We start from the raw sequence: 25,950 nt of genomic DNA, 5'->3' as shown, positions 1-25,950 counted from the left end.
CGAGTTCGTGACGGTCAGGGGCTTTCATTGACCGTAGCCGTAGCTCTGGATGACGGCCTTGGCCGGCGCGGTCTGGAGGTAGGCCAGCAAGGCCTTGGCGCCGGGCTTGTCGGCCCCGGTCTTGAGCAGCACCGCGTCCTGGCGGATCTCGCCATACAAGTTGGCCGGCACGCGCCACATCGAGCCGACCACCGGCTTGCCCGGCACGGCCACCTGCGAGAGCGCGACAAAGCCCAGCTCGGCATTGCCGGTGCTGACGAACTGGTAGGCCTGGGCGATGGTTTCGCCCAGCACGATCCTGGGTGCCAGCGTGGCGTCCAACCCCTTGGCCTTGAGCACCTCCATGCCGGCCAGCCCGTAGGGCGCCAGCTTGGGGTTGGCCACGGCGATGTGCGCGAAGTGGCCCTTTGCCAGCACGGCGCCCTCGTCGTCCACCAGGCCGGGCTGGGCGCTCCACAGCACCAGCTGGCCGATCGCGTAGGTGAAGTTGCTGCCGGCCACGGCGTGGCCCTCCGCGATGAGCTTCCTGGGCGTCTCGTCGTCGGCGGCGATCAGCACGTCGAACGGCGCGCCCGCCACGATCTGTCCGTAGAACTTGCCGGTGGCGCCGGCCGACAGCTTGACCGTGTGGCCGGTGGCGGCGGTGAAGCCTTCGGCAATCCTGGCCAGCGGCCCGGCGAAGTTGGCCGCCACGGCCACCGAGACCTCGTCGGCGCGGGCGCCGAAGGCCAGCGAGGCCAGAAGAGCGAGCATGACGGCGGAGCGGGGAGACGTGGGCATGGTGTGGGTCCGGTTGGGGGTGATCGTTATGGTGTTATCAATACAGCGCATGGCGTAGGTGATGGCGGTGGCATGCGATTCTTTTTGAGGGTGGGCACCGGGCTGGCGGGCCCGCGCTGCAACGGGCTACTTTTCGCGGGCGTGGTTCTTGGTGTAGCGGGGCAGCTCCACCACCAGGGGCGCGCCGCCGAGTTTCACGCAACATGCCAGGCGTGACTGCGCGTCCAGACCCCAGGCGTCGTCGAGCTGGTCTTCCTCGTCGTCACTGGCGGGGGCGATGCCGTCCAGGCCTTCGCGGATGTGCACATGGCAGGTGGCGCAGGCGCACACCTTCTCGCAGGCGTGCTCGATGGCAATGCCGTGTTTGAGCAGCGCGTCCACCAGTTTTTGGCCGCAGCGGCCTTCCAGCACCCGGCCATCGGGACACAGATCGGGGTGGGGCAGCACGCGTACGGTCGAGGTGATGAGGCTGTCGGCCATGGCAGGGCTCAAGCGCGGGCGGCGGTATGGCTGTCGGCGCTGGCGGCGCCTGTGGGCAGCCCCACGTCCAGCGTGTCGATGCGCTGGCCGGCCAGCGCATCGCGCACGCTGGCGTCCATGCGCCGGCCAGCAAAGGCGGTGGTGGCCTGATTCAGGCCCTCGGTCGAGCGCTTCAGGGCTTCGCGCAGCTGCTTCTGCTCGGCCAGGGTGATGCCTTCGCCCTCGGCGCATTGCTCCAGCGCGTCGGCGACGTCCTGCATGGCACGCAGGATGCCGAACTGTTCCTTCGGCGTGATGAGGTGGTCGTCCTGGCGCACGGCGGCTTCCACCGCGTCCAGCAGCTGGCGCGCTTCCACTTCGGCTTCGCGCAGCATGCGGGCCATGGCGTCGGTCTCGGCATGGCCGATGGCGTCTTGCAGCATACCGGCCACTTCGTCGTTCACCAGGCCGTAGCTGGGCTTCACTTCCACATGGGCCTGCGCGCCGCTCACCTGCTCTTGCGCGCTCACGCTCAGCAGGCCGTCGGCGTCGATCTGGAAGGTGACGCGGATGCGCGCCGCCCCGGCCACCATGGGCGGGATGCCGCGCAGTGTGAAGCGCGCCAGCGAGCGGCATTCGCTCACCAGCTCGCGCTCGCCCTGCACCACGTGGATGGCCATGGCTGTCTGGCCATCCTTGAAGGTGGTGAACTCTTGCGCCCGTGCGGTAGGCACGGTGGAATTGCGGGGGATGACCTTCTCCACCAGGCCGCCCATGGTCTCCAGGCCCAGCGAGAGCGGGCACACGTCGAGCAGCAGCAGGCCTTCCGATCCGGCAGCGCGGTTGCCGGCCAACTGGTCGGCCTGGATGGCGGCGCCCAGGGCCACGGCCTCGTCGGGGTTGATGCCGGTGTAGGGTTCGCGGCCAAACAGCCTGGCCACGGCGCGGCGCACCTGCAGCAGGCGCGTGGAGCCGCCCACCAGCACCACACCGTCCACCTCGCCGGCCTTCAGTCCGGCGTCGCGCAGCGCGCGCTTCACCGGGCCCAGGCTGCGTTCCACCAGCGGCTGCACCAGACGGTCGAATTCGTCGCGGCCCAGCAGGGCGCTCTGGCTGGCACCGTCGCTGCTGCGCACGCAGCGCAGGGTGGTGGTTTCCACCTCAGAGAGCGATTCCTTGGCGGCGCGGGCGGCGGCGCGCAGCGCGCCAGCGTCGGCGCTCGCCCAGGTGAAGCCGGGGTCCAGCGCGCGGAACCAGTCCACCAGGGCCTGGTCCACGTCATCGCCACCCAGCTGCGCATCGCCGTTGGTGGCCAGTACCTCGAACACGCCGCGGGTGAGGCGCAGGATGCTCACGTCGAAGGTGCCGCCGCCCAGGTCGTAGACCACGTAGACGCCCTCGCTGGCGGTGTCCAGACCGTAGGCCACGGCGGCGGCGGTGGGCTCGTTGAGCAGGCGCAGCACGTTCAGGCCGGCTTTGCTGGCGGCGTCCTTCGTGGCCTGGCGCTGAGCGTCGTCGAAGTAGGCGGGCACGGTGATCACGGCACCCACCAGCGGGCCGCCCAGGGCGGCCGCGGCGCGTTCATGCAGGGCCCTGAGCACTTCGGTGCCCACGGACACCGGGCTCTGCAGGCCGGCCACGGTGCGCACGCCCACGGCGCTGGGGCCCATGGCCTCGAGTGGGTAGGGCACCACGCCGGGGGCGATGTCGCCCAGCGCGCGGCCAATGAGCCGCTTGGCCGAGGCGATGGTGTTGAGAGGGTCGTGCGTGGCCAGCGCGAGGGCGGCATGGCCCACGGTGGTGGCGCCATCCGCCGCGTAGTGCACCACGCTGGGCAGCAGTGAGCGGCCTTGTTCATCGGGCAGCACGACGGGCAGGCCGCTGCGGACGGTGGCCACCAGCGAGTTGGTGGTGCCCAGGTCGATGCCCACCGCCAGGCGGTGCTGGTGCGGTGCTGCGGCGCGGCCCGGTTCGGCGATTTGCAGCAAGGCCATGTTGAGACTCCAGAGAATTCGAACCTAGTGCATCGATACCGCGCCGCACGCCGCCTTGCGCAGGCCCAACCTGGCAACCGCCGCGGAACCGGCTCTGCCGGGCCGCTGGTGGTGCCCCCTTGAGGGGGCCGCCGAAGGCGGTAGCGGGTGGGCCATCTAGACCGCGAACGACTCGCCACAGCCGCAGGCGGCAGAGGCATTCGGGTTGTTGAACTTGAAGCCTTCGTTCAAGCCTTCGCGCACCCAATCCAGCTCGGTGCCGTCCACCAGCGGCAGGCTGTGCGCGTCCACCAGCACGTTGACGCCCTCGCTGGCGAACACCCGGTCTTCGGGGTTGGCGGCGTCGGCAAACTCCAGCGCATAGGCGTAGCCAGAGCAGCCGCTGGTCTTCACCGCCACGCGCAGGCCCAGGCCCGAGCCGCGCTGGGTGAGCGCCTTCTGGATCTGCTTGGCAGCCTTGGGGGTGACGGTGACGGCCATGACTTCAACCTCGTTCAGACATTGAAGGAGCTGCCGCAGCCGCAGGTGCTGGTGGCGTTGGGGTTGCGGATCACGAAGCGCGCGCCTTCCAGGCTGTCTTCATAGTCGATCTCGGCGCCCATCAGGTACTGCAGGCTCATCGCATCCACCAGCACGCGGATGTTGCCGCGCGCGACTTCCACGTCGTCTTCCTTCACCGCGTCGTCGAACGAGAAGCCGTACTGGAAGCCCGAGCAGCCGCCACCCGTGACGAAGATGCGCAGGCGCAGTTCAGGATCGTTCTCTTCGGCCAGCATGGCGCCCACCTTGCCCACCACGGCGTCGCTGATGTTGAGCGCGGGCGCGCCATCGGCCAGCGTGCGCATGGGCGGTGGCGCGGCCGAAGTAGAGCAGCTGGCGCCGGACGCGTTGGGTTGGGATTGGCAGGCCATGGGGTTCTCCGGTGGGGACGGGGGTGGATGACGGCTCAGTTGCTCGCGGGGGCGCAAGCGGCCTTCTCGATCGTGGCGCCGCTGGCCTTTTGCCGGTAGTCGCTCACGGCGGCCTTGATGGCGTCTTCGGCCAGGATGGAGCAATGGATCTTCACGGGCGGCAGCGCCAGCTCTTCGGCGATGGCCGTGTTCTTGATGTCCAGCGCCTGGTCCAGCGTCTTGCCCTTGACCCATTCGGTGACCAGGGAGCTGCTGGCAATGGCCGAGCCACAGCCGTAGGTCTTGAAGCGCGCGTCCTCGATCACGCCGGTGCGGGGGTTCACCTTGATCTGCAACTTCATCACGTCGCCGCAGGCGGGAGCGCCCACCATGCCGGTGCCCACGCCTTCGTCACCGGCCTCGAAGCCGCCCACGTTGCGGGGGTTTTCGTAGTGCTCGATGACCTTGTCGCTGTATGCCATGTTGGTGCTCCTGGAGGGGGTGTGGGTCAGTGCTCGGCCCACTGGATGCTGGCCAGGTCGATGCCGGCCTGGTGCATGTCCCACAGCGGGCTGACGGTGCGCAGTCGCTCCACGGTGACGCGCACACGCTCGGCGGCCGAGTCGATGTCCTGCTCGGTGCTGAAGCGGCCGATGGAAAAGCGGATGGAGCTGTGCGCCACTTCGTCCGAGAGGCCCAGCGCGCGCAGCACGTAGCTGGGCTCCAGGCTGGCCGAGGTGCAGGCCGAGCCGGAAGACACCGCCACGCCCTTGATGCCCATCAGCAGCGATTCGCCCTCGACGAACTTGAAGCTGACGTTGAGGTTGTGCGGCACGCGCTGTTCCACGTCGCCGTTGATCAGGATCTCGGGGATGCTGGACAGGCGCTGCAACAGGCGGTCGCGCAGCGCGCGGATGCGTTCGTTCTCGCTCGCCATGTGCAGCTTGGCCAGGCGGTAGGCCTCGCCCATGCCGGCGATCTGGTGCGTGGGCAGCGTGCCCGAGCGCATGCCGCGCTCGTGGCCGCCGCCATGCATCTGGGCCTCGATGCGCACGCGCGGCTTGCGTCGCACGTACAGCGCGCCTATGCCCTTGGGCCCGTAGGTCTTGTGGGCCGACAGGCTCATCAGGTCGACCGGCTGGCTGCTCATGTCCAGTTCGATCTTGCCACTGGCCTGGGCAGCGTCCACATGGAACAGGACGCCCTTGCTGCGGCAGAGCCTGCCGATGGCGTTGATGTCTTGCACCACGCCGATCTCGTTGTTCACGGCCATCACCGAGACCAGGAGGGTGTCGGGGCGCAGTGCGGCCTTCAGCACGTCCAGGTCCATCAAGCCGTTGGGAAGCACATCGAGGTAGCTGACCTCGAAGCCCGCGCGCTCCAGTTCACGCATGGTGTCGAGCACGGCCTTGTGTTCGGTCTTCACGGTGATGAGATGCTTGCCCTTGCCTTGATGAAACTGTGCCGCACCCTTGATGGCGAGGTTGTTCGATTCGGTGGCGCCGGAAGTCCAGGCGATCTCGCGCGGGTCGGCGCCTATCAAGGCCGCGACGTGTTCACGGGCGATCTCCACCGCCTCTTCGGCGACCCAGCCAAAGGCGTGGCTGCGCGACGCCGGGTTGCCGAACTGTTCGTACAGGAAGGGCACCATGACCTGCACCACCCGCGGATCCACTGGCGTGGTGGCGGCGTAGTCCAGGTAGATCGGCTTGGCGGTGTCCATCGTGTGCTCCAACTGCTGTCTGGGTGGCAGCTGGGCACTGAATCGCAATCGACGTGCCAGCCTGACGCGGCAGGTCGTAGAAAAGCTAACGCGTTGATGGGAAAGACAATTTTTGCCGCCCGTCAACCCGGTCCGGCGACATCGGTGCCAGTGGGCCAGCCATTGAGGTGGAGACGACTGTGCGGTTTGTCGAATGTTCTACGCTGGAACTTGGCCCCGCGGGTGTCCTCGACATTGCCCGGGGAGCCGGGTGCCCCGAGGATCAGGCCCTGCTTGTGCGACGGCGAGGCAGGCGGTCGAATGGTTGACGCCAAGCGGGTGCATGCATTCACTGGCGCACCTGCGGGAGGCCCATGCGCTGTACGGCCGGCGCCACAGAGTCGCGACATGCAACGGCCCGGTGATCCAGGCTCACAAGCGAGAAGCCAAGATCTCTTGAAGCGTACGGGAAGTCTGGCCAGCGACGAGGGGCGGCAGATCGTAGAGGGCGGGCACTTCCTGGGTCAACCGGTCGCCTGAGCGGCATGGCTGGCACAGGCCAGGGACAGGCTGGCAACCGCGCCAGCACCGACGGCACTGTTCTGCAGTCCAGGCGCCGCTTTGAGCCTGACCTTCCAGGCCAAAGGCTGCTGAGGCGCGAGGCTGGCGTACCGGATCACTGATTGGCGCAATATCGGCATCACAGGGCCCCAGCTTTCAGCCCGAACAGGGGTGCATAGTGCAGCGCCACACAGGCATGCTCGCGCATCAGCGTCTCGACCCGCGCCGACTCGCCCCGTTGCAATGCGCTCAATACCAGTCGGTGGTGCAGTTGAGCCACGCTCAGCTTGCGAAACTCCTGGTCCAGCGCTGTGCGGTCGATGATCAGCGACTCGGCGGAGGCGAACGGCAGGTGATTGTTGCGTGCGATGGCATCGGCCACCACACGGCCACCGCCGGCATGCACGATGGTGCTGTGAAAACGCTCGTTCAAGCGACCCCAGGGGCCGATGCCCTCCTCGGCCAAGGTGCCGCTTGCCAGCAGGCGTTCGCCTTCGTCCACGCACGCCTGCAGCTTGGCTCGCACAGCCTCGGGAAGACCTTGCTCGGCCAGGCGCCTGGCTGCCAGGCCCTCCAGCGCCCCTCGAACTTCGATGGCGCAGAAGACGTCGGCTTCCGAGAATGCACGCACCACCAGGCCGCGCTTGCCCACCTTTTGCAGCAGGCCTTCCTGCTCCAAGGTGCGAAATGCCAGCCGCACGGGCGTACGCGACACACCCAGCCGTTCGGCCACGGGAATTTCAGCCAGACGCTCGCCGGGGGCAAAGCGCCCTTCGATGATGAGTTGCCTTAGAGAGGCCACCACGCTAGCACTGGCAACCGGTTCTATTGGATCCACATACTTACCCTAATGGTGCATTCTTAGGCTAGATTGCGACAATTGGATCCAATTATTGGATCCAATTTAGAAGGAAACGATAGCATGTTCCCTCGCAATGCTTGGTACGTGGCATGCACGTCCGACGAGATCGGCGCTGGCCCATTGGGGCGCCAGATTTGTGGCGAACCCATGGTGTTCTACCGGGATGGGCACGGCGTCGTGGCAGCGTTGGAAGACTACTGCCCGCACCGGGGCGCGCCGCTGTCGCTGGGGCGCGTTTGCGAAGGCAAGCTGGTGTGCGGCTACCACGGCCTGGAAATGGGCTGCGATGGCAAGACCGTGGCCATGCCCGGTCAGCGCGTGCGTGGCTTTCCATCGATCCGTAGCTACCCGGTGGTGGAGCGCCATGGCTTTGTCTGGGTCTGGCCCGGCGACGCGGCCCTGGCCGAGGTGGCAAAGATCCAGCACCTACCCTGGGCCGACAGTCCAGAGTGGGCCTATGGCGGCGGGCTGTACCACATCGCCTGCGACTACCGGCTCATGGTCGACAACCTGATGGACCTGACACACGAGACCTACGTTCATTCCGCGAGCATCGGCCAGAAAGAGATCGATGAAACCCCCTGCGCAACGCGCACCGAAGGCGAGGAGGTCATCACCAGTCGATTCATGGAAGGCATCGAGCCTCCCTCGTTTTGGAAGATGGCCTTGCGCATGAACGGCCTGCCCGACGACCAGCTCGTGGACCGCTGGCAGATCTGCCACTTCACCCCGCCTAGCCATGTGCTGATCGAGGTCGGCGTGGCACTGGCTGGACATGGCGGTCACGCTGCCCCCAAAGACGTGAAGGTGTCTTGTATCGTGGTGGACTTCATCACGCCAGAATCCGACACCTCGATTCACTATTTCTGGGGCATGGCGCGCCACTTCAAACCCGAGGACGCCACACTCACGGCCCAGATTCGCGAGGGGCAGGGCAAGATCTTTGCCGAAGACCGAGAGATGCTGGAGCGCCAACAGCGCAACCTGCTGCGTTGGCCTGACCGCAAGCTGTTGATGCTCAACATCGACTCGGGTGGTGTGCAGGCACGGCGCGTTATCGATCGGGTGATCGCGGCGGAACAAGTTGGCGGCACCGCGTCAGTGGGCGTATGAGGAAACCGGCATGACAACGCTTCTGACCGTGCGTGTTGCGCGCAAGAGCCATGAAGCCATAGACATCTGCGGGCTGGAGTTGGTGGCTCTGGACGATGGCGCTCTACCGGCGTTTTCAGCAGGCGCTCATGTGGAGCTGCATTTGCCGGGTGGCCTGATGCGCGCCTATTCGCTGTGCAACGATCCGATGGAGACCCACCGCTACCAGCTGGGTGTCCTGCTCGACCCCGCATCGCGCGGCGGCTCGGCAGCTGTGCACGAGTACCTGCAAGAAGGCCAGACGTTGAACATCAGCAGGCCCAGGAACTGCTTTACGCTGCACAAGGGCACCCACCGCAGCCTGTTGTTGGCCGGTGGCATTGGCATCACCCCCCTTCTCGCCATGGCCGAGCAACTGGCGCGCGAGGGAGCTGAGTTCGAACTGCACTACAGCGCTCGTGCTCCTGCCCGTATGGCGTTTCGTGAACGTATCGCGACATCGAGCTTCGCATCGCGAGTGCACTTGCACTTCGACGACGGTGATGAGGCACAGAAGCTGGACCTGAGGGCGCTGCTGATGATGCCGCCTGTGGACCGTCATCTGTACGTTTGTGGTCCAAAGGGCTACATGGACGCAGTGCTGAATACCGCGCGCGCGCTGGGCTGGCCCGAAGCGCAATTGCACCGTGAATACTTCGGCGCTGAGGTGGTGGTGGCCGATGGCGATATGGCATTCGAAGTGCAGCTTGCCAGCAACGGTCAGTTGGTGGACGTGCAGCGGGGCCAGACCATCGTGCAGGCGCTAGCCAAGGCGGGGGTGGTGGTTCAGACAGCCTGTGAACAAGGCGTCTGTGGCACATGCTTGACTCGCGTACTGCAGGGTGAACCGGATCATCGCGATGTCTACCTCACACCCGAAGAGCAGGCTGCCAACGATCAAATGTTGCTCTGCTGCTCTCGCGCCAGATCACCCAGGCTGGTGTTGGATCTTTAACGCCTAAGCCCCATCCGTGTTGGTGCCGCCGTCGATTCGAGTCACATGCCGCTCGGTAACAGAGCCCGAGCAAGCAATCTGCTCGCCGCGTCGACCTTGAATTCCGACCGGCCGGGTCACGGCAAACCCGGCGCTTAAATCCTATCAACGTCGGCCCCAACAAGCTGCGTCAGGAGATCCACTCGGGCGGCGCATGAGCGGACTCCCTCACCAGGGCGTCGGTTCCTAAGCCATAGATCGGGGCGGAGATGCCCGCATGTCGTGCCCCGTCGACGTTCGGGGCGCAGGGTCTCTGGCACCCGGCTCGATCGTCGATCGGGAGCGACGTTCGAAATTTGTCCTCCGTCTGAACTGGGCCAGCTCGGAACACTGGCCGCTCCTTCAACTTGCCGGAGCAACCAGTGCAGCACGAGATCGCCGTCTACGACCACCGGACTACGCAGGCCTTGGGATGCCACGAGGAGGTCCGCTCGTCGCGGTCCACGTGCACAACGAACCTGTCGAGCAGGTTGAGGATTCGCACGGCATGCTTCGTGCGAGGTCGGGGTTCTTGGTCCGCAGCGACTGGCGGACTTCCACACGCGTATAACGGCCGGGCGGGCCGGAACTTGAGGAAGACGGAGCCTGAAGTAGCAGGATCCGGATGAAGTACGTTCCGCAGGGTTTGCGGTACAGGCGTGGTGTGTCGACGGAGCCCAAGTGGCACCCCCAAGTGGCACCCCTGGCAAAGAAAAAGGCTTGTAAGTCGTTGACCTACAAGCCTCTTGGGTTTTGGTGGCGCTTCAGGGATTCGAACCCCGGACCTGCGGATTATGATTCCGTCGCTCTAACCGGCTGAGCTAAAGCGCCTAGAGCCCGCAAGTATAGCCTGAAATTTTCATTTTGGGCGCGGGAACGGATCAGGCCGCAGTGGGATTCGCCAACCGCACGGCCATGCCCTGGCCACCGGCGCTGCGGCGCAGCCGTTCGCCTGCCACTTCAGTGGGTCAGCGTGACGATGCGCTCGTCGGCGGCGTCGGCGTACAGCGTGGCCACCTCCACCGCGCGCCGGCTCAGCACCGCGCGCTGGTTGACGTAGCCCTTGTCGGTGATTTCGCCGGCGTCGGCGTTGGGGGCTTCGGTCATCAGCAGCACTCGTCCTGGGCATTGCGACGAGCCGCCGCCGCGCCGGAGTTCCTGCAGCGCGGCCTGCACCTTGTCGTGCAACTCGCCGCGCGCGGTGGCCTGGCCCGCCGGGCTCAGGAAGACCAGCGCGCCGATCTCGTCGCGGTCGTGCCCGGTGATCACCGCATCGGTCGCGAGCGGTGCCAACGCCGAGACCAGCTTGACGCGCAGCGTGCCCACCGACACCCAGGTGCCGGTGGTCAGCTTGAAGTCCTCGGCCACGCGGCCGTTGAACATCACGCCCTTCTCGGGGTGGGCCGGGTCGACCAGGTAGCCGGCGTCGCCGATCCGGTAGTAGCCCTCTTCGTCGAAGGCTTCGGCGCTCAGTCGCGCCGCGTTGCGGTAGCCGGGAAAGATGTTGACGCCGCGCACCCGCATTTCCAGCTTTTCGCCATTGGGGATGAATTTCAGCTCGATACCGGGCAGCGGCAGGCCGATGCAGCCCGCGCCTTCCAGCATCCAGTGGGCGCTGGTGATGGCCGGCGCGGTCTCGGTCGAGCCCCAGGACGTCGTCAACCAGAGCGGCTCGTCGCGTACCTTGCGGGCGATGCCTTGCAGCCGTTGCCAGCTCGCCTGCGGCAGCGCGGCGCCGGCGTAGAACACCGCGCGCAGCGGCGCCAGCACCTTCCTGGCGAGCGCCGGATCGGCGTCGAGAAAGTTCATCAGCATGTCCAGGCCGCGCGGCACGTTGAAGTGGATGTTGGGGCTGCAGTCCCGCAGGTTGCGCACGGTCTTTTCTATCGCCCCAGGGACCGGTCGGCCGTCGTCGATGTAGAGCGTGCCGCCGTGGCAGAGCACCATGTTCAGGTTGTGATTGCCGCCGAAGGTATGGCTCCATGGCAGCCAGTCCAGCAGGACCGGCTTCTCGCGCTTCAGGAAGCGCCAGGTCTGGGCAATCATTTGCTGGTTGGCGCAGAGCATGCGGTGGGTGTTGATCGCCACCTTGGGATGGCCGGTCGAGCCCGACGTCAGCAGGTACTTCGCGGTGTCGTCGGGCAGCACCGCCTGGAAGGCCTGCATCACCGCGGGGCCTTCGGGGCGGCTGGCCAGCAGCTCCCACGGAAAGGCGCCAGGCACCTCGTCGGCGCCCTGGCCCAGCACCACCACGCCGTGCAGCGCGCCCTGGTCCAGGCAGGCGCGGATCGCCCCACCGTAGACCTTGGCATCCGAGGCATAGACCAGCGCCGGATCGAGCATCTGCACGATGTCGCGGATCTTCGCAAAGTCCTGACTCAGCCTGCAGTAGGCGCTGCTGACGGTGCACACCGGGCGCCCCACGTGCATGCAGGCGAGCATCAGCACCAGGTGGTCGATCGAGTTGTCCGACAGCACCACCACCGGCTTGCCGGCGGGCAGGCGCAGGCCCAGCAGGCCTTGCGCCACCCGGCCCACGGCCGTGCGTGTCTGGGCCCAGCTCAGCTGGCGCCACTCGCCGTTCGGCGCGCGCTCGGCAAAGGCCGGCGCGTCGGGCGTGTCCCGCGCCCAGCGTTCCAGCCAGTCGCCGATGCAGCGCGCATAAGGCCCCAGCGCCTGGGGCGAGCGCAGCACGAAGCTGCCGTCGGTCAGGTCCAGCCGTTCGGCCCGGGGGGGCGCGAGGTTGTCGGGGTCGTCGACGAATGCCGCCATCGGTGTCTCCTGGGGGGGCCGTGGAAGGTCGACGCTGCGGTGCCGTTTTACTGATCTAGCGCAAACTGCCGACCGGTGAATAAGCATGATACTGCATGTCATGCATCGATAAGAGCATGAAAGTGCATGGAAAACCCTTCCCTCAGCCACCCCAGGAGACCACGATGAGCAGCACACCGGACGACACCTTGATCGAAGCCCGCGAGTCGGTCGCCAGCGACCGTTTCGTCGAGGTCCGCTACGACGATGCCATTCCCAACAACGTCGACCTCGCCAGCGACCGGCAGTTGCTGCGCGCGCTGGAGAGCTGGCACCCGGCCTACCTCGATTGGTGGAAGGACATGGGGCCCGAAGGCTTCCAGCAGGCCGAGGTCTACCTGCGCACCGCGGTCGGCGTGGATCCGGCGGGCTGGGCCAAGTTCGGCTACGTGAAGATGCCCGACTACCGCTGGGGCATCCTGCTCGCGCCGAAGGTGGAGGGCCGCACCATTCCCTGCGGTCGCCACAAGGGCGAGCCGGCCTGGCAGGAGGTGCCGGGCGAATACCGCTCGCTGCTGCGCCGGCTGATCGTGGTGCAGGGCGATACCGAGCCGGCGTCGGTCGAACAGCAACGCCACCTCGGCGCGACCGCACCCAGCCTGTACGACCTGCGCAACCTGTTCCAGGTCAACGTCGAGGAAGGCCGCCACCTGTGGGCCATGGTCTACCTGCTGGTCAAGTACTTCGGCAAGGACGGGCGCGAGGAAGCCCAGGCCTTGCTGGAACGCCGCAGCGGCCAGCAGGACAACCCGCGCATCCTGGGCGCGTTCAACGAGCGCACGCCCGACTGGTTGAGCTTCTTCATGTTCACCTACTTCACCGACCGCGACGGCAAGATGCAGCTGGCGGCGCTGGCCGAAAGCGGCTTCGACCCGTTGAGCCGCAGCTGCCGCTTCATGCTGACGGAAGAGGCCCATCACCTCTTCGTCGGCGAGACCGGCGTCGGCCGCACCGTCGAGGCCACCTGTGCCGCGATGGTCCAGGCCGGCATCACCGATCCGTACGACGTGGAGCGCATCCGGTCGCTGGGCGTGGTCGACCTGCCGCTGCTGCAGCGCAAGGCCAACTTCCACATGAGCGTGACCCGCGACCTGTTCGGCAGCGAGATCAGCAGCAACGCCGCCGAAGCGTTCAGCGCCGGACTCAAGGGGCGCTTCAACGAGGCCAGGCTGACCGGCGACGACCACGAGCTGCAGAACGCCACGTATCCGGTGATGCGGGTGGTCGACGGCGAGCTGGTGGTCGAGGACACCCCCGCGCTGCGCGCCATCAACGCCCGTCTGCTGGACGACTACATCGCCGATTGCCAGGGCGGGCTGGATCGCTGGAACAAGACCATCGAGAAAGCGGGCATCGACTTCCGGTTCACCCAGCCGCACAAGGGCTTCAACCGCCGGATCGGCGAATTCGGCGGCCACGCGATCAGCCCGACCGGCGAGATCCTGGGGGCCGAGAGCTGGGCGGCCCTGAAGGACGAATGGCTGCCCAACGCGGCCGACATCGACTTCATCCATTCGCTGATGCGGCCCTGCCATGCGCCGGGCCAGTACGCCCGCTGGATCGCGCCACCGCGGATGGGCATCAACCAACAGCCGGTGGACTACGAGTACGTGAAGATCGATTGATCAGCACGGACGGCCTGGCCCGGCGGCCGCCGGGCCAGGCCGTCCAGGCCGCGTCAGTGCCCGACGCCTGCGAAGGCGAAATCCAGCTCCGGCGGCAGGCCGCTGACGATGCGGGCGATGCTCTTGCCCGAGCCGCAGGCATGCGTCCAGCCCAGGGTGCCGTGGCCGGTGTTGAGGAACAGGCGACCGATGCGGCTCCTGCCGATCAACGGCACGTTGGACGGCGTGGCCGGACGCAGACCGCTCCAGAACTGGGCCTGGGTGGTGTCGCCCGCGCCGGGAAACAGCTGCTCGGTGCGCCGCACGATGGCTTCGCAGCGGACGCGGTTCAGGTCGCGGTCGTAGCCGTTCAGCTCGGCCGTGCCGGCGATGCGCAACCGGTCTCCCAGCCTGGAGAAGACCAGCTTGAACTCGTCGTCGGTCAGCGAGACCTGGTGGGCCAGCGAGGCGTTCTTCACCGGCATGGTGACCGAGTAGCCCTTGGCCGGATAGATCGGCAGGTTCAGGCCCAACGGCCTGGCATGGACCGGGCTCAGCGAGCCCATCGCCAGCACATAGGCATCGGCGCGCAGGCGCTGGAAGCGGCCTTCAGCATCGGTGGCCTCCACGTGGTCGATCTCGCCGGCGGCGCTGCGCAGCGCGGTCACCGTGTGGCTCATCAGGAAGTGCACGCCATCGTCCGCGCAGCGCCGGGCCAGTTCGCGGGCGAAGCGGTTGGCATCGCCCGATTCGTCCTCCGCGGTGTAGGTGGCGCCGGCCAGCTGCGGCCGGATGTGGCGCAGCGCCGGCTCGATCGCCACCGCCTCGTCGGCCGAGATGACGCGCCGGTCGCAGCCCAGCGCGCGCATCTGCGCGGCGGGGGCCTCTGCGGCGTCGAACTCCTTCTCGTTGGTGTAGAAATGCAGGATGCCCTGGGTGCGCTGGTCATAGGCGATGCCGCGCGCGGCGCGCAGCGCCTGCAACTCGGCCCGGCTGTAGGCGCCCAGGCGGACGATCTGCTCGATGTTGTGGCGGGTGCGCGCGGGCGTGCATTCGCGCAGGAATTGCAGGCCCCAGAGCCACTGGCGCAGGTCGGCGCGCAGGCGAAACAGCAGCGGCGCGTCTTCCCGCCCCAGCCACTTCAGCAGTTTCAGCGGCGCGCCGGGGTTGGCCCAGGGCTCGGCGTGGCTGACCGAGATCTGGCCGCCGTTGGCAAAGCTGGTTTCGGCGGCGGGGGTGGCCTGGCGATCGACCACGGTGACCTCGTGGCCCAGTTGGCGCAGGTAATAGGCGGACGTGGTGCCGAGCAGGCCGGCACCCAGAACGATGACGTTCATCGGGGAACTCTCCAGAGAGCAAGCGGTGGCGCACCCGCCACGCGGTCGGGCGTGGTGCGTGCCGCTCCCCCTGTCCTTGGTACCTGAGAGATTCAGCCGCGGCGGTCGGGCCGGGCCTTGCTCCTTCGGTGCATCAGCGGTGGCTGACGGCTCTCCAGACGGCGTTCTGACCGTGGCAGTACGGAACCTGAGCGTGCATGGGAGTTTGCGCCTTCGGTGGCCGGCCCGAGGGGCCGGCGCTCTCCTGCCAGGCCCGCATCATAGCGGCTGCGCGGGAGGCGATCGCGCCAGATCGAACAGGCTGGTGGCTTCCAGGTCCAGCACCGGTTGCTGGTGCTGGTTGAAGAGTTGCCAGCGCCAGCGCAGGATGCCCAGCGTGGGCCGCTTGTCCGAGCAGCGGGCCTCGACCACGGTGGCCACCAGGTGCAGGCGGTCGCCCGGGCGCACCGGGTGGGGCCATTTCACGTACTGCAGACCGGGCGATGCGAAGGATTCGGACCCCTTCAACGCCGCGTCGGCCACCAGCCGCATCGCGATCCCGCAGGTCTGCCAGCCACTGGCAATCAGGCCACCGAAGCGGCCTTGCGCGGCGGCCTCCGGGTCGGTGTGGAACCACTGCGGATCCCACTCGGTCGCGAAGGCCAGGATCTGGGCTTCGCTGATCGCGTAAGGCCCGGCCTCGATGACCTGACCGGCGTGGAATTCGGCGAATTTCATCGCGCCGCCTGTTCCGCCAGCAGCCGCTGGCGCAGCCAGGGGCTGACGCGGTAGCGCTCGCCGCGGTAGTGCGCGTCCAGCGCGTCCAGCAAGCCCACGACCGGGCCGGTGCCGACCTGGGCCAGCCAGTCGAACGGGCCGGCCGGGTAGTTGACGCCCAGCTTCATCGCCGCATCGGCCCCCTCGGGGGAGCAGACGCCTTGCAGCACCGCATCGGCCGCCTCGTTGACCAGCATCGCGATCGTGCGAGCGACGACCAGGCCTGCCGCATCGGCCACCCGCAGCGGGTGCCAGCCGGCGGCGGCCAGTGCACCCGCGGCCGCCAGGGTGAAGCCTTCGGTCGCCGACGCCGCCACCGAAAATGCCAGGGGCGTGCCTGCCGGCGGCTCGCCGCCGACCTGCCAGTCGAACACCGCCAGGTTGCGTTCGCCGCCGCGGGCGGCCCGCTCGGTCGCGGTGCGGCCGTCGCTGACCACCAGCCGGCCCGCGGCCAGCGTCAGGCCGACGTCGGCGGTGCCGGTGTCACGGCTCACGCGCAGACCGCCGGCCATCAGCCGGGCGGCGATCTGTTCGGCCCAGGCGCAACGGCCGGTCACGGTGACCGCGCCGGGTGCGGCCTGCGGCGCCGCCGCGGGCAGGGCCTTGTCGGCCTCGCTCTGCGGATGGCGGTAAAAGCCCCGGCCGCTCTTGCGGCCGAGCCAGCCGGCGTCGACCAGCTCGCGTTGCACGCCGGAGGGCACGTAGCGCTTGTCGAAGAAATTCGCTTCGAAGACCGATTGGGTGACGGCGAAGTTGGTGTCGTGGCCGATCAGGTCCATCAGCTCGCAGGGGCCCATGCGGAAACCGGCGCTGCGCAGGCAGGCGTCCAGCACGGCCGGGGTCGCGGCCTGTTCGGCCAGCAGCGCCAGGGTCTCGGCGTAATAGGGGCGGGCGATGCGGTTGACGATGAAGCCGGGGGTCGAGCGCGCGTGCACCGGCGTCTTGCCCCAGGCCGCGGACAGCTTGAAGATGGCGTCGGCCACCGCAGGCGCGGTGTGCAGCCCCGAGACCACCTCGACCAGCTTCATCAGCGGCACCGGGTTGAAAAAGTGCATGCCCACCAGACGCTCGGGCCGGGCCATGCCGTTGGCCAGCGCGGTGACCGAGATCGACGAGGTGTTGGTGGCGATCACGCACTCGGGCGAGACCAGCGCTTCCAGGTCCCGCCACAGCGCGCGCTTGACCTCCAGCTTCTCGACGATGGCCTCGACCACCAGCCCTGCGCCGGCCGCTTCGGCCAGGGCGTCGAGGGGGGTGATGCGAGCCAGCGTCGCGGCTGCGTTCTCGGCCGTCAGCCGGCCCTTGGTCACCAGGGCCTGCAGGCCGGCGGCAAGCTTGTCCTTGGCGTCGGCGGCGGCACCCGGCCGGGCATCGTGCAGCTGCACCGCGTGGCCGGCCTGGGCCGCCACCTGCGCGATGCCGGCGCCCATGATGCCGGCGCCCACCACCAGCACCGGGGTGCTGCTCAATTCGAAGGTGTTCATGTCTTGTCGTCTCGGGGAATCCACGGGGCGGGCTGCTTGGCCAGAAAGGCCGCGAAGCCCTGGCGCGCTTCCTCGGTGCCGCGCACGCGGGCGATGGTGCGGGCGGTCAGCTCGCGCACCTCGGGCGTGATCGTACCGACGTCGAAGCGGGCGAACAGCGCCTTGATTTCGCGCTGCGCCTGCGGGCCGCCGTTCAGCAGTTCGGCCACCAGCGCGTCGACGGCGGCGTCCAGCTCCGCCACCGGCACCACCTGGTGCACCAGGCCGATGGCGAGCGCCTCGGCGGCGCCGATGCGCGAGGTGGTCAAGGCCAGGCGCAAGGCCTGGCGCTTGCCCACCGCATTGGTCAGATAGGGGCCGATCACCGAGGGCAGGATGCCGAAGCGCGCCTCGCTGACCGAGAACTTCGCGTCGTCGCCGGCGATGGCCAGATCGCAGGCGGCGGTCAGGCCCACGCCGCCGCCCAGCGCGACGCCCTGGACGCGCGCGATGGTGGGCTTGGCGCAGGCGTGGATGCGATGGAGCATGGCCGCGAAGCGGCGCGCATCGGCCTCGTTCCATTCGAGGCTGGCGGCGCTGGCGCGCTGCATCCACTGCAGGTCCGCGCCGGCGCTGAAGGCCTTGCCCGCGCCTTCGAGCACGATCACGCGCACCGCGTCGTCGGTTTCCAGCATGGCGAAGGCCCGGTCCAGTTCGCCGATCATCGCCTCGTCGAAGGCATTGAAGACCTGCGGGCGGTTCATGCGCACCCGGCTGACGGGTCCGTGCTGCAGCTCTAGCGTGGTGTAGCTCATCTCATGCGTGAGGTCAGTAGGTTTCCAGGTGCAGTCGGCCTTGTGCCTTCAGCTCGGCGCCCAGTGTCTCCCACGCCAGTCCGGTGCCGGTCGCCAAATCGCGCAAGGCCAGCACCACGCCTTCTTCCATCGATTTCAGGCCGCAGACATAGAAGTAGGTGTTGGGGTCTTTCAGCAGCGGGCCCAGGTCGGCGGCGCGCTCGCGCATCAGGTCTTGCACATAGCGCTTGGGCGCGCCAGGGGTGCGCGAGAACGCGAGATTGATGTCGATGAAGTCCTTGGGCAGGTTCATCAGCGGCCCGAAGTAGGGCAGCTCCTCCTTGGTGCGGGCGCCGAAGAACAGCATCAGCTTGCCGCCCTCGAACTTGCCGGTGGCTCTCAATCGACGGCGCCATTCGGTCATCGCGCGCATCGGCGCGCTGCCGGTGCCGGTGCAGATCATCACGATGTTCGACTTCGGGTGGTTGGGCATCAGGAAGCTGGTGCCGAAGGGCCCGATCACCTGCACCGTGTCGCCGACCTTCAGGTCGCACAGGTAGTTGCTGGCCACACCGCGCACCGGCTTGCCCGAGTGGTCTTCAAGCACGCGCTTGATGGTGAGCGAGAGGTTGTTGTAGCCGGGCCGCTCGCCGTTGCGCGGACTGGCGATGGAGTACTGCCGCGGGTGGTGCGGCTTGCCGGCGCCGTCCACGCCCGGCGGGATGACGGCGATGGACTGTCCTTCCAGCACCGGAAAGGGCATGCTGCCGAAGTCCAGCATCAGGTGGTGGGTGTCGTACTCGGTGCCCACCTGGGTGACGCGCACATTGCCCACCACGGTGGCGGTGGTGGTCTTTTGCGCCGACTTGGGGCCGTAGAGGTTGGTGTAGGCGTGCGCGGCCGACCAGGGCGGCAGCGTGGCGCCGTAGTCGCCCGCGCGGAAGGGTGCCTCGCCCGTGGCGGTGGTGGCGGCTGCCGCGGGGGCGGCTTCAGCAGGGGCATCGGCCACGGCGGCATCGCCGGCCGCATCACCCGTCGCGTCACCCACCAGCGCGGCCAATTGCTCGCGGCTCAGTTCGGCGGGCAGTTCGTCCCAGCTGAACTGCTCGTCCAGCGTGTAGGGCCGGGTGGCGGCCACGCTGCGGTAGTTGTCGATCGAGCCCGTGGGACAGGGCGAGATGCAGGCGTTGCACCAGTTGCAGACGTTGACGTCGACGACATAGTTGCGCGAATCGTGCGAGATGGCGTTCACCGGGCACGTGGCCTCGCAGGTGTTGCAGCGGATGCAGATCTCGGGGTCGATCAGGTGCTGCTTGAGCACGGCAGGCATCGGAGCGTTCATGATGGGGTCCGGCTGGGAGGCTGGCGGGAGAGTGCCGACGGTACAAGTGAAACGGCGGGTGGCGTGTCGGGACAAGCCCGAGCCGCGCACCCGCCGCGCAGGCGTCAGGCCTCAGGAAAAGCGAACGTATTCAAAGTCGACCGGCTGGCGGTTGATGCCCATCACCGGCGGCGCGATCCAGTTGGCGAACTTGCCCGGATCGGTGACGCGGCCCATCAGGCTGGCGACGAAGGCGCGGTCTTCGGCCGAGGGCAGCCAGTGCTTCTCGTTCTGGGCCCATTCGGCGGCGCTCACGACCCGGCCCTCCGGCGTCACGTTGGCGCCGGCCAGCGTGCCGATCTTGCGGTTGAAGACCTTGTGCGGGGCCACCAGCTTGAACGGGATGCCGGCCTTCTCGATCACCTTGTTCCAGCGGTTGACGCCAGCGATCGAGTCCTTGATGTAGTCGTCTCGCAGCACTTCGTTGAGCGCGTTGAGCATCGGCACCTCGCGCTCCACCAACTGGCCGTTCTGCACCGCCAGCACCTTGTAGGTCTGGCCCTGCAGGCGGTGGTCGTCGCCACGCTTCGTCTCCTCGTAGCGCCCCTTCAGGCCGGAGTTGTAGAAGATCGCCGCGTTGCTGGATTCATCGGCGCCGAACAGGTCGATCGTCACCGAGAAGTGGAAGTTCAGGTAGCGCTGGAGGGTGGGCAGATCGATCACGCCGGCCGCGCGCACCTTGGCGGGATCGTCGGTCTTGAGCTCGTTCATCACCTGGCAGGTGCGGGCGATCACGCGGCTCACGCCCGATTCGCCGACGAACATGTGGTGCGCCTCTTCGGTCAGCATGAACTTGGTCGTGCGCGCCAGCGGATCGAAGCCGCTCTCGGCCAGCGCGCAGAGCTGGAATTTGCCGTCGCGGTCGGTGAAGTAGGTGAACATGTAGAACGCCAGCCAGTCCGGGGTCTGCTCGTTGAAGGCGCCCAGGATGCGCGGGTTGTCGGCGTCGCCGGAGTTGCGCTGCAGCAGCGCATCGGCTTCTTCGCGGCCGTCGCGGCCGAAGTACTTGTGCAGCAGGTAGACCATCGCCCAGAGGTGGCGGCCTTCTTCCACGTTCACCTGGAACAGGTTGCGCAGGTCGTACTGGCTGGGGGCGGTCAGGCCCAGGTGGCGCTGCTGTTCGACCGACGCCGGTTCGGTGTCGCCCTGGGTGACGATGATGCGGCGCAGGTTGGCGCGGTGCTCGCCGGGCACGTCCTGCCAGGCGGCCTCGCCCTTGTGCTCGCCGAAGTTGACCTGCTTGCCCTCTTCCTTGGGGTTCAGGAAGATGCCCCAGCGGTAATCGGGCATCTTGACGTGGCCGAACTGGGCCCAGCCGTCGGCCTCGACGCTGACCGCGGTGCGCAGGTAGACATCGAATCCCTGCGAGCCGTCCGGGCCCATGTCGTTCCACCAGTTCAGGTAGTTGGGCTGCCAGTGTTCCAGCGCGCGCTGCAGCGTCTTGTCTTCCGACAGGGCGACGTTGTTGGGGATCTTCTCGCTGTAATTGATCGTGGACATCGTGTGCTTTCGGTACGTGGGGTGGCCGTCTGGTCAGACGCGGTTCATGTCGAATTGCGCTTTTTCGCCCTTGCCGTAGAGCTTCAGCGCGCCCTTCTCGCCGACCGCGTTGGGGCGCTGGAAGATCCAGTTCTGCCAGGCGGTGAGGCGGCCGAAGATGCGGGTGAACATGTTCTCGGGACCGTTGAAGCGCAGGTTGGCCTCCATGCCGGTCAGCGCGTCGGGCGACATCGCGGCACGTTCTTCCAGCGCAATCCGCACCTCGTCGGCCCAGTCGATGTCGTCGGGTGCCGAGGTCACCAGCCCAAGGGCCAGCGCGGCGTCGGCATCCAGCGCCTGGCCGATCGCGGCCCGGGCGGCGGCCATCGGGGCGGCTTCGTCGTAGAAGCGGCGGCCCAGGCGAGACTGGCCGGTGGCCATCGGGTAGAGGCCGAAGTTGGCTTCGGTCAGCGCGAGCTTGGGGGCCTTGGCGGCATCGTCAGGCAGCGCCAGGTGGTAGCTGCGGTCGCAGGCCAGGGCCAGTTCCGCCAGCGTGCCGGTGAAGCACGAGCCTTCCTCGATCAGCGCGAACAGCGAGCGCGACGAGACGTCGATGCGCGACAGCGTGCGGCGCAGCAGGCCGATGGTCTCGCGCACCAGCCAGTGATCTGGGTGGGCCAGCAACTGGGCATCCAGGGCCTGCACGGCCGCGCTGTCGCCGCGGGTCTTCAGCACCCAGGTGCCGATGTCCAGCTCGTTGGTGCGCATGTGCAGGATGGCGTCGTCCAATTGGCGCGCCATGGCCAGCGGGTACCAGGCCGCGCCGGCGGCCACGATGGCGTCCACCGTGCCGGGCTGGGGGCCGGTCGGGGCCTGGACGGTGAAGACGGCCTGGCGGCGGGCCCGGTCGATCTCGACGCTGACGTGCTCGTAGCGCAGGCTGTCTGCATCCTGGCTGCGCTCGATGCGGGTCAGCGCCACGCCCTGCGCGTCGGCCGGACGGTCGCTGGTCGCCGCCAGCGCCAGCGCGCGTTCCTGGACCTTGGCCGCGAACGCGGCGGGCTTGACGATCTCGTCGACCAGCCGCCAATCCTTGGCCTTCTGGCCGCGCACGCCTTCCGTGGTGGTGCAGAAGATGTCGGCCAGGTCGTGGCGCACATGGCGCTTGTCGGTCACGCGGGTCAGGCCGCCGGTGCCGGGCAGCACGCCCAGCAGCGGCACCTCGGGCAGGCTCACGGCGCTGGAGCGGTCGTCGACCAGGATGATCTCGTCGCAGGCCAGGGCCAGCTCGTAGCCGCCGCCGGCGCAGGCACCGTTGACGGCGGCCAGGAATTTCAGGCCCGAATGCTTAGACGAGTCTTCCAGGCCGTTGCGGGTTTCGTTGGTGAACTTGCAGAAGTTCACCTTCCAGCCGTGGCTGGACACGCCCAGCATGAAGATGTTGGCGCCGGAGCAGAAGATGCGATCGCGGCTGGAGGTGATCACCACGCTGCCCACTTGCGGATGCTCGAAGCGGATGCGGTTGATGGCGTCGTGCAGTTCCACGTCCACGCCCAGGTCGTAGCTGTTGAGCTTGAGCTTGTAGCCGGGGCGCAGGCCGGCGTTCTCATCGACGTTCATCGCCAGCGTGGCCACCGGGCCTTCGACGCTCAGCGACCAGTGGTGGTATTGGCCGGGCTCGGTGCGGTAGTCGACCGGGCGGGCGGCCAGGGTCTCGGGGGCGAGGGGTGCATTCATGCCAGTCTCCTGTGGGCGGCCTGTGAGTGCGGTGTGGCGACGGAATGTCCCGACCGCGAATGACAGGCATCATAATGCATCTACATGACACGTCAAGCAGAAAATGCAATTTAATGCTTGATCGCCTTTCGCAGTGCCGCCTGGAGTTCCTGTTCGGCCTGCTCCAGCGGCTTGCCGCCGGTCTCGATCGCCAGGTCGGCCTTGCCGTAGAACGCCGCGCGCTCGTTGAGGATGCGCTTCAGGTCGTCCATGGCTTCGCGGTTGCCCGACATCGGCCGCAGATCGCCCTGCGCCAGCACGCGGCTCATGTGCTCCTCAGGCGAGGCCTTCAGCCACACGGTGTAGCAATGGGCGAGCAGCAGGTTGAAGTTGGCCGGGTCCGACACCACGCCCCCTGGCGTGGCGATGACGGCGTCCGGGTAGAGCTGGATCGTTTCCTCCAGCGCGCGTCGCTCGTAGCGGCGGTAGGCGGCGGCGCCCAGCAGGTTGTGGATCTCGGGCAGGCTGCAGCCGGCCACGCGCTCGATTTCCTGGTTGAGCTCGACGAAGGGCACGTCCAGCGACTCGGCCAGCCGCCGGCCCAGCGTGGACTTGCCGGCGCCGCGCAGCCCGATCAGCGCGATGCGCTGCAGCCGTGCGTCGGGTGGGCCCGATTGGCCGTAGAGGTCCGCCAGCGCCAGCCGGCCGCGGCGCAGGTCGTCATCGGTGCGCCCGCGCAGCAGGTCGCGGATCATCAGCCACTCGGGCGAGGTGGCGGTCTCGTCGCCGAGCAATTCGGCCAGTTCGCAATCCAGCGCCCGGCAGACCTGGCGCAGCACCAGGATGGAGGCGTTCCCGACGCCCGATTCCAGGTTGGCCAGGTGGCGTTCCGAGACGTCCGACGCCTGCGACAGCACGCGCCGCGTCATGCCGCGACGGGCACGCACCGCGCGCACCCGCTCGCCCAGCGTGGTTAGAAAGGGATCGCGCGGATCGCTGGTGCGTTCGGCGGCAGGCCGGTCGGCCAGCGAGGTGTCGAGGTCGTCCATGATGTAGTGTCTACCCGCGGTATGCAATATATTGCTTGACTCCGGTTCGTCAGCCGGGTAAGTTTCGGTCATGCACTAAATTTCCACAAGCGACCCGGCGCAAGAACTCGACAACCGGGACTGCGCCTGGGGCTTGAACGGGGAACCCTGCCATGACCTCTGTTGACGACTTTCAGTCCTTGATCGCCTCGCTCACCGCCACGCTGGCGGGCCGCGCGCTGGACGATGCGCTGGCGGCCGACCTGAACCGCCTGCACCCTGCCGGCAGTCCGCTCTACGAAGCGATCGCCGCGGCCTGCCGGACCGGCGCGGCCGAAGGCTGGATGTGCCAGCACGAGGCTGGCGGCCTGCGCTACGGGCGGGTGCTGAAGGCCACGCCCGCCACGCACGGCTTCTCGGTCGACGTGGTCGACATGCAGGACGTCGTCGGCCCGCACCATGTGCACCCCCAGGGCGAGATCGACCTGGTCCTGCCGCTGCAAGGCGATGCGCGCTTCGACGGCCAGGGCGCCGGCTGGAAGGTCTACGGGCCGGGCAGCGCGCACCGCCCCACGGTAACCGGTGGCCGGGCCCATGTGCTGTACCTGCTGCCCCAAGGGGCGATTCAATTCACCTGTACCTGAAGACGCCGATGACGATCGAACTGCTGAAGAACTTCATGGCCGGCCAATGGGTGGCGGGCCGCGGCGAGGGCACCGCGTTGCACGACCCGGTGACCGGCGACACGCTGGTGCGGGTGTCCAGCAGCGGGGTCGACCTGCCGGCCGCTTTCGCGTTCGCCCGCGATCGGGGCGGTGCGGCGCTGCGGGCCCTGAGCTACGGCGAGCGCGCCGGCCTGCTCAAGGCGATCGGCGGCGTGCTGGCGGCCCATCGCGACGACTATTTCGCCATCGCCACCGCCAACGCCGGCACCGTGGCGGCCGATTCGGCGGTCGACATCGACGGGGCGATCTACACGCTGGGCCAGTACGCGCGCTGGGGTGCCGGCCTGGGCGATGCCCGCGTGCTGCTCGACGGTGCGGCGGTGGACCTGAGCAAGGATGCGGCCTTCCAGTCGCAGCACCTGCGGGTGCCCACACGCGGCGTCGCGCTGTTCATCAATGCCTTCAACTTCCCCGCCTGGGGCTTGTGGGAAAAGGCCGCGCCGGCGCTGCTGGCGGGCGTGCCGGTGATCGTCAAACCGGCCACCACCACCGCCTGGCTGACGCAGCGCATGGTGGCCGACGTGGTGGCCGCCGGCGTGCTGCCGGCCGGGGCGCTGTCGATCCTGTGCGGCAGTTCGGCCGGCCTGCTCGATGCCTTGCAGCCCTTCGACGTGGTGTCGTTCACCGGTTCGGCCGAGACCGCGGCGCTGATCCGCTCCCACGAGCAGGTCGTCGCGCGCTCGGTGCGCGTCAACATCGAGGCCGACAGCCTGAACTCGGCCCTGCTGATGCCGGGGGCGGCGGCAGGTTCCGAGCCGTTCGAGCTGTTCGTGCGCGAGGTGGTGCGCGAGATGACCGTCAAGTCGGGCCAGAAGTGCACGGCGATCCGGCGCGCCTTCGTGCCGCAAGCGCTCTACGACGCAGCGGCCGAAGCGATCGGCGCCCGCCTGTCCCAGGTCACGGTGGGCAATCCGCGCTCGGAGGCCGTGCGCATGGGCTCGCTGGTGAATCGCGAGCAGTGGCGCAACGTGCTGGACGGGCTGGAGGCGCTGAGCGCCCAGGCGGAGGTGCTGCACGATGGCCGCAAGACGCCGCTGATCGATGCCGACCCGACCGTCGCCGCCTGCCTGGGTCCCACGCTGCTGGGCACGCGCGATCCCGACGCCGCCGACCGGGTGCACCACGTCGAGGTGTTCGGTCCCTGCGCCACGCTGATGCCGTATCGCGACGCCGATCAGGCCACGGCGCTGATCCGCCGCGGCGAGGGCTCGCTGGTGTGCTCGCTGTATGGCGACGACCCGGGGGCGCTGGCCGCGATGGCCACCGACCTGGCCAACAGCCACGGCCGCGTTCACGTCGTGACGCCGGACGTGGCCCGATTGCACAGCGGCCACGGCAACGTCATGCCGCACTCGCTGCACGGTGGACCCGGCCGCGCCGGCGGCGGCGAGGAACTGGGCGGCCTGCGCGCGCTGGGCTTCTACCAGCGCCGTGCCGCCGTGCAAGCCAGCCCCGCCGTGCTGGCCGCCCTGGGCGCCACGCCCGCACCCTATTGAAAGACCAG

22 protein-coding genes, 1 tRNA gene and 1 riboswitch are annotated in these 25,950 nt (G+C 68.0%); of the genes, 5 read left to right on the top strand and 18 right to left on the bottom strand.

Features of this window, described 5'->3' with window-relative positions; all coding sequences use genetic code 11:
- Positions 1 to 24: 24 nt before the first annotated feature.
- The 8 genes from modA to AC0N04_RS03670 form a co-directional block, all read right to left on the bottom strand.
- Positions 25 to 780: a molybdate ABC transporter substrate-binding protein gene (gene modA, locus AC0N04_RS03705; RefSeq protein ID WP_474278734.1), complete on the bottom strand. Its 756-nt coding sequence runs from the start codon at positions 778 to 780 to the stop codon at positions 25 to 27.
- Between the two features lie 126 nt (positions 781 to 906).
- The gene (gene fdx / locus AC0N04_RS03700; protein WP_474278732.1) at positions 907 to 1,260 is read right to left on the bottom strand and encodes an ISC system 2Fe-2S type ferredoxin; all 354 of its coding nucleotides are present in this window, start codon (positions 1,258 to 1,260) and stop codon (positions 907 to 909) included.
- 8 nt (positions 1,261 to 1,268) lie between these two features.
- Positions 1,269 to 3,233 carry a Fe-S protein assembly chaperone HscA gene (gene hscA, locus AC0N04_RS03695; protein ID WP_474278730.1) on the bottom strand — a complete coding sequence of 655 codons (1,965 nt, stop codon included), beginning with the start codon at positions 3,231 to 3,233 and terminating at the stop codon, positions 1,269 to 1,271.
- Positions 3,234 to 3,389: 156 nt separating this feature from the next.
- The gene (locus AC0N04_RS03690) at positions 3,390 to 3,713 is read right to left on the bottom strand and encodes a HesB/IscA family protein (protein ID WP_474278728.1); all 324 of its coding nucleotides are present in this window, start codon (positions 3,711 to 3,713) and stop codon (positions 3,390 to 3,392) included.
- Positions 3,714 to 3,727: 14 nt separating this feature from the next.
- Complete coding sequence (erpA, locus tag AC0N04_RS03685; protein WP_474278726.1) at positions 3,728 to 4,144, bottom strand: iron-sulfur cluster insertion protein ErpA; 417 nt, start codon at positions 4,142 to 4,144, stop codon at positions 3,728 to 3,730.
- 35 nt (positions 4,145 to 4,179) lie between these two features.
- On the bottom strand, positions 4,180 to 4,605 hold the full coding sequence (gene iscU / locus AC0N04_RS03680) for a Fe-S cluster assembly scaffold IscU (protein WP_474278724.1): 426 nt from the start codon (positions 4,603 to 4,605) through the stop codon (positions 4,180 to 4,182).
- Between the two features lie 26 nt (positions 4,606 to 4,631).
- The gene (locus AC0N04_RS03675) at positions 4,632 to 5,846 is read right to left on the bottom strand and encodes an IscS subfamily cysteine desulfurase (protein ID WP_474278722.1); all 1,215 of its coding nucleotides are present in this window, start codon (positions 5,844 to 5,846) and stop codon (positions 4,632 to 4,634) included.
- Positions 5,847 to 6,525: 679 nt separating this feature from the next.
- Positions 6,526 to 7,224, bottom strand: a complete 699-nt coding sequence (locus AC0N04_RS03670; protein WP_474278720.1) for a GntR family transcriptional regulator — start codon at positions 7,222 to 7,224, stop codon at positions 6,526 to 6,528.
- An 84-nt stretch (positions 7,225 to 7,308) separates the two neighbouring features.
- On the opposite strand from AC0N04_RS03670, the gene AC0N04_RS03665 reads away from it, so the two are divergent.
- A complete protein-coding gene (locus AC0N04_RS03665; protein WP_474278718.1) occupies positions 7,309 to 8,361 on the top strand; it encodes a Rieske 2Fe-2S domain-containing protein in 1,053 nt (350 codons plus the stop codon).
- 10 nt (positions 8,362 to 8,371) lie between these two features.
- Positions 8,372 to 9,334 carry a PDR/VanB family oxidoreductase gene (locus tag AC0N04_RS03660; RefSeq protein ID WP_474278716.1) on the top strand — a complete coding sequence of 321 codons (963 nt, stop codon included), beginning with the start codon at positions 8,372 to 8,374 and terminating at the stop codon, positions 9,332 to 9,334.
- A 772-nt stretch (positions 9,335 to 10,106) separates the two neighbouring features.
- Here AC0N04_RS03660 and AC0N04_RS03655 read toward each other — a convergent pair.
- Together AC0N04_RS03655 and AC0N04_RS03650 are read right to left on the bottom strand one after the other, a co-directional pair.
- Positions 10,107 to 10,183, bottom strand: a tRNA-Met gene (locus AC0N04_RS03655).
- Between the two features lie 129 nt (positions 10,184 to 10,312).
- Positions 10,313 to 12,124, bottom strand: coding sequence for a feruloyl-CoA synthase (locus AC0N04_RS03650; protein ID WP_474278714.1), 1,812 nt, complete (start codon positions 12,122 to 12,124; stop codon positions 10,313 to 10,315).
- 164 nt (positions 12,125 to 12,288) lie between these two features.
- Between AC0N04_RS03650 and boxB (AC0N04_RS03645) the strand changes: the two genes are divergently transcribed.
- Positions 12,289 to 13,788 (top strand): benzoyl-CoA 2,3-epoxidase subunit BoxB, encoded by a 1,500-nt coding sequence (boxB, locus tag AC0N04_RS03645; RefSeq protein WP_474278712.1) that lies wholly within the window; start codon positions 12,289 to 12,291, stop codon positions 13,786 to 13,788.
- Positions 13,789 to 13,841: 53 nt separating this feature from the next.
- Here boxB (AC0N04_RS03645) and AC0N04_RS03640 read toward each other — a convergent pair whose 3' ends face one another.
- The 8 genes from AC0N04_RS03640 to AC0N04_RS03605 form a co-directional block, all read right to left on the bottom strand.
- A complete protein-coding gene (locus tag AC0N04_RS03640) occupies positions 13,842 to 15,104 on the bottom strand; it encodes a D-amino acid dehydrogenase (protein WP_474278710.1) in 1,263 nt (420 codons plus the stop codon).
- Positions 15,105 to 15,164: 60 nt separating this feature from the next.
- Positions 15,165 to 15,272, bottom strand: a riboswitch (glycine riboswitch).
- Positions 15,273 to 15,362: 90 nt separating this feature from the next.
- Positions 15,363 to 15,821 carry a MaoC family dehydratase gene (locus AC0N04_RS03635; protein ID WP_474278708.1) on the bottom strand — a complete coding sequence of 153 codons (459 nt, stop codon included), beginning with the start codon at positions 15,819 to 15,821 and terminating at the stop codon, positions 15,363 to 15,365.
- Complete coding sequence (locus AC0N04_RS03630; protein ID WP_474278706.1) at positions 15,818 to 17,344, bottom strand: 3-hydroxyacyl-CoA dehydrogenase; 1,527 nt, start codon at positions 17,342 to 17,344, stop codon at positions 15,818 to 15,820. The genes AC0N04_RS03635 and AC0N04_RS03630 overlap by 4 nt, the downstream gene beginning before the upstream one ends.
- Positions 17,341 to 18,138 carry an enoyl-CoA hydratase-related protein gene (locus tag AC0N04_RS03625; RefSeq protein WP_474278704.1) on the bottom strand — a complete coding sequence of 266 codons (798 nt, stop codon included), beginning with the start codon at positions 18,136 to 18,138 and terminating at the stop codon, positions 17,341 to 17,343. Before AC0N04_RS03625 ends, AC0N04_RS03630 begins: the two co-directional genes overlap by 4 nt.
- Positions 18,139 to 18,151: 13 nt before the next feature.
- Positions 18,152 to 19,459, bottom strand: a complete 1,308-nt coding sequence (boxA, locus tag AC0N04_RS03620; protein WP_474278702.1) for a benzoyl-CoA 2,3-epoxidase subunit BoxA — start codon at positions 19,457 to 19,459, stop codon at positions 18,152 to 18,154.
- A 111-nt stretch (positions 19,460 to 19,570) separates the two neighbouring features.
- Positions 19,571 to 20,998 carry a benzoyl-CoA 2,3-epoxidase subunit BoxB gene (gene boxB, locus AC0N04_RS03615; protein WP_474278700.1) on the bottom strand — a complete coding sequence of 476 codons (1,428 nt, stop codon included), beginning with the start codon at positions 20,996 to 20,998 and terminating at the stop codon, positions 19,571 to 19,573.
- A gap of 33 nt (positions 20,999 to 21,031) precedes the next feature.
- Positions 21,032 to 22,714: a 2,3-epoxybenzoyl-CoA dihydrolase gene (gene boxC, locus AC0N04_RS03610; protein WP_474278698.1), complete on the bottom strand. Its 1,683-nt coding sequence runs from the start codon at positions 22,712 to 22,714 to the stop codon at positions 21,032 to 21,034.
- Positions 22,715 to 22,824: 110 nt separating this feature from the next.
- Positions 22,825 to 23,742, bottom strand: a complete 918-nt coding sequence (locus tag AC0N04_RS03605; RefSeq protein WP_474278696.1) for a helix-turn-helix transcriptional regulator — start codon at positions 23,740 to 23,742, stop codon at positions 22,825 to 22,827.
- A gap of 152 nt (positions 23,743 to 23,894) precedes the next feature.
- On the opposite strand from AC0N04_RS03605, the gene AC0N04_RS03600 reads away from it, so the two are divergent.
- Both AC0N04_RS03600 and AC0N04_RS03595 read left to right on the top strand, forming a co-directional pair.
- Positions 23,895 to 24,365: a 4-hydroxylaminobenzoate lyase gene (locus AC0N04_RS03600; RefSeq protein WP_474278694.1), complete on the top strand. Its 471-nt coding sequence runs from the start codon at positions 23,895 to 23,897 to the stop codon at positions 24,363 to 24,365.
- 8 nt (positions 24,366 to 24,373) lie between these two features.
- Positions 24,374 to 25,942, top strand: a complete 1,569-nt coding sequence (locus AC0N04_RS03595) for a 3,4-dehydroadipyl-CoA semialdehyde dehydrogenase (RefSeq protein ID WP_474278692.1) — start codon at positions 24,374 to 24,376, stop codon at positions 25,940 to 25,942.
- Positions 25,943 to 25,950: the final 8 nt, after the last annotated feature.

This window comes from Ideonella sp. sgz306126 (assembly GCF_056032705.1).
Note: the sequence above shows the minus strand (reverse complement) of the source record. Positions and strands in the feature narration are given on the sequence as shown.

Excerpts from the sequence above, each read along its gene's own strand:
- modA (WP_474278734.1), bottom strand. The coding sequence starts at position 780 with ATGCCCACGTCTCCCCGCTCCGCCGTCATGCTCGCTCTTCTGGCCTCG.
- fdx (WP_474278732.1), bottom strand. The coding sequence starts at position 1,260 with ATGGCCGACAGCCTCATCACCTCGACCGTACGCGTGCTGCCCCACCCC.
- hscA (WP_474278730.1), bottom strand. The coding sequence starts at position 3,233 with ATGGCCTTGCTGCAAATCGCCGAACCGGGCCGCGCCGCAGCACCGCAC.
- AC0N04_RS03690 (WP_474278728.1), bottom strand. The coding sequence starts at position 3,713 with ATGGCCGTCACCGTCACCCCCAAGGCTGCCAAGCAGATCCAGAAGGCG.
- erpA (WP_474278726.1), bottom strand. The coding sequence starts at position 4,144 with ATGGCCTGCCAATCCCAACCCAACGCGTCCGGCGCCAGCTGCTCTACT.
- iscU (WP_474278724.1), bottom strand. The coding sequence starts at position 4,605 with ATGGCATACAGCGACAAGGTCATCGAGCACTACGAAAACCCCCGCAAC.
- AC0N04_RS03675 (WP_474278722.1), bottom strand. The coding sequence starts at position 5,846 with ATGGACACCGCCAAGCCGATCTACCTGGACTACGCCGCCACCACGCCA.
- AC0N04_RS03665 (WP_474278718.1), top strand. The coding sequence starts at position 7,309 with ATGTTCCCTCGCAATGCTTGGTACGTGGCATGCACGTCCGACGAGATC.
- AC0N04_RS03660 (WP_474278716.1), top strand. The coding sequence starts at position 8,372 with ATGACAACGCTTCTGACCGTGCGTGTTGCGCGCAAGAGCCATGAAGCC.
- AC0N04_RS03650 (WP_474278714.1), bottom strand. The coding sequence starts at position 12,124 with ATGGCGGCATTCGTCGACGACCCCGACAACCTCGCGCCCCCCCGGGCC.
- boxB (WP_474278712.1), top strand. The coding sequence starts at position 12,289 with ATGAGCAGCACACCGGACGACACCTTGATCGAAGCCCGCGAGTCGGTC.
- AC0N04_RS03640 (WP_474278710.1), bottom strand. The coding sequence starts at position 15,104 with ATGAACGTCATCGTTCTGGGTGCCGGCCTGCTCGGCACCACGTCCGCC.
- AC0N04_RS03635 (WP_474278708.1), bottom strand. The coding sequence starts at position 15,821 with ATGAAATTCGCCGAATTCCACGCCGGTCAGGTCATCGAGGCCGGGCCT.
- AC0N04_RS03630 (WP_474278706.1), bottom strand. The coding sequence starts at position 17,344 with ATGAACACCTTCGAATTGAGCAGCACCCCGGTGCTGGTGGTGGGCGCC.
- AC0N04_RS03625 (WP_474278704.1), bottom strand. The coding sequence starts at position 18,138 with ATGAGCTACACCACGCTAGAGCTGCAGCACGGACCCGTCAGCCGGGTG.
- boxA (WP_474278702.1), bottom strand. The coding sequence starts at position 19,459 with ATGAACGCTCCGATGCCTGCCGTGCTCAAGCAGCACCTGATCGACCCC.
- boxB (WP_474278700.1), bottom strand. The coding sequence starts at position 20,998 with ATGTCCACGATCAATTACAGCGAGAAGATCCCCAACAACGTCGCCCTG.
- boxC (WP_474278698.1), bottom strand. The coding sequence starts at position 22,714 with ATGAATGCACCCCTCGCCCCCGAGACCCTGGCCGCCCGCCCGGTCGAC.
- AC0N04_RS03605 (WP_474278696.1), bottom strand. The coding sequence starts at position 23,742 with ATGGACGACCTCGACACCTCGCTGGCCGACCGGCCTGCCGCCGAACGC.
- AC0N04_RS03600 (WP_474278694.1), top strand. The coding sequence starts at position 23,895 with ATGACCTCTGTTGACGACTTTCAGTCCTTGATCGCCTCGCTCACCGCC.
- AC0N04_RS03595 (WP_474278692.1), top strand. The coding sequence starts at position 24,374 with ATGACGATCGAACTGCTGAAGAACTTCATGGCCGGCCAATGGGTGGCG.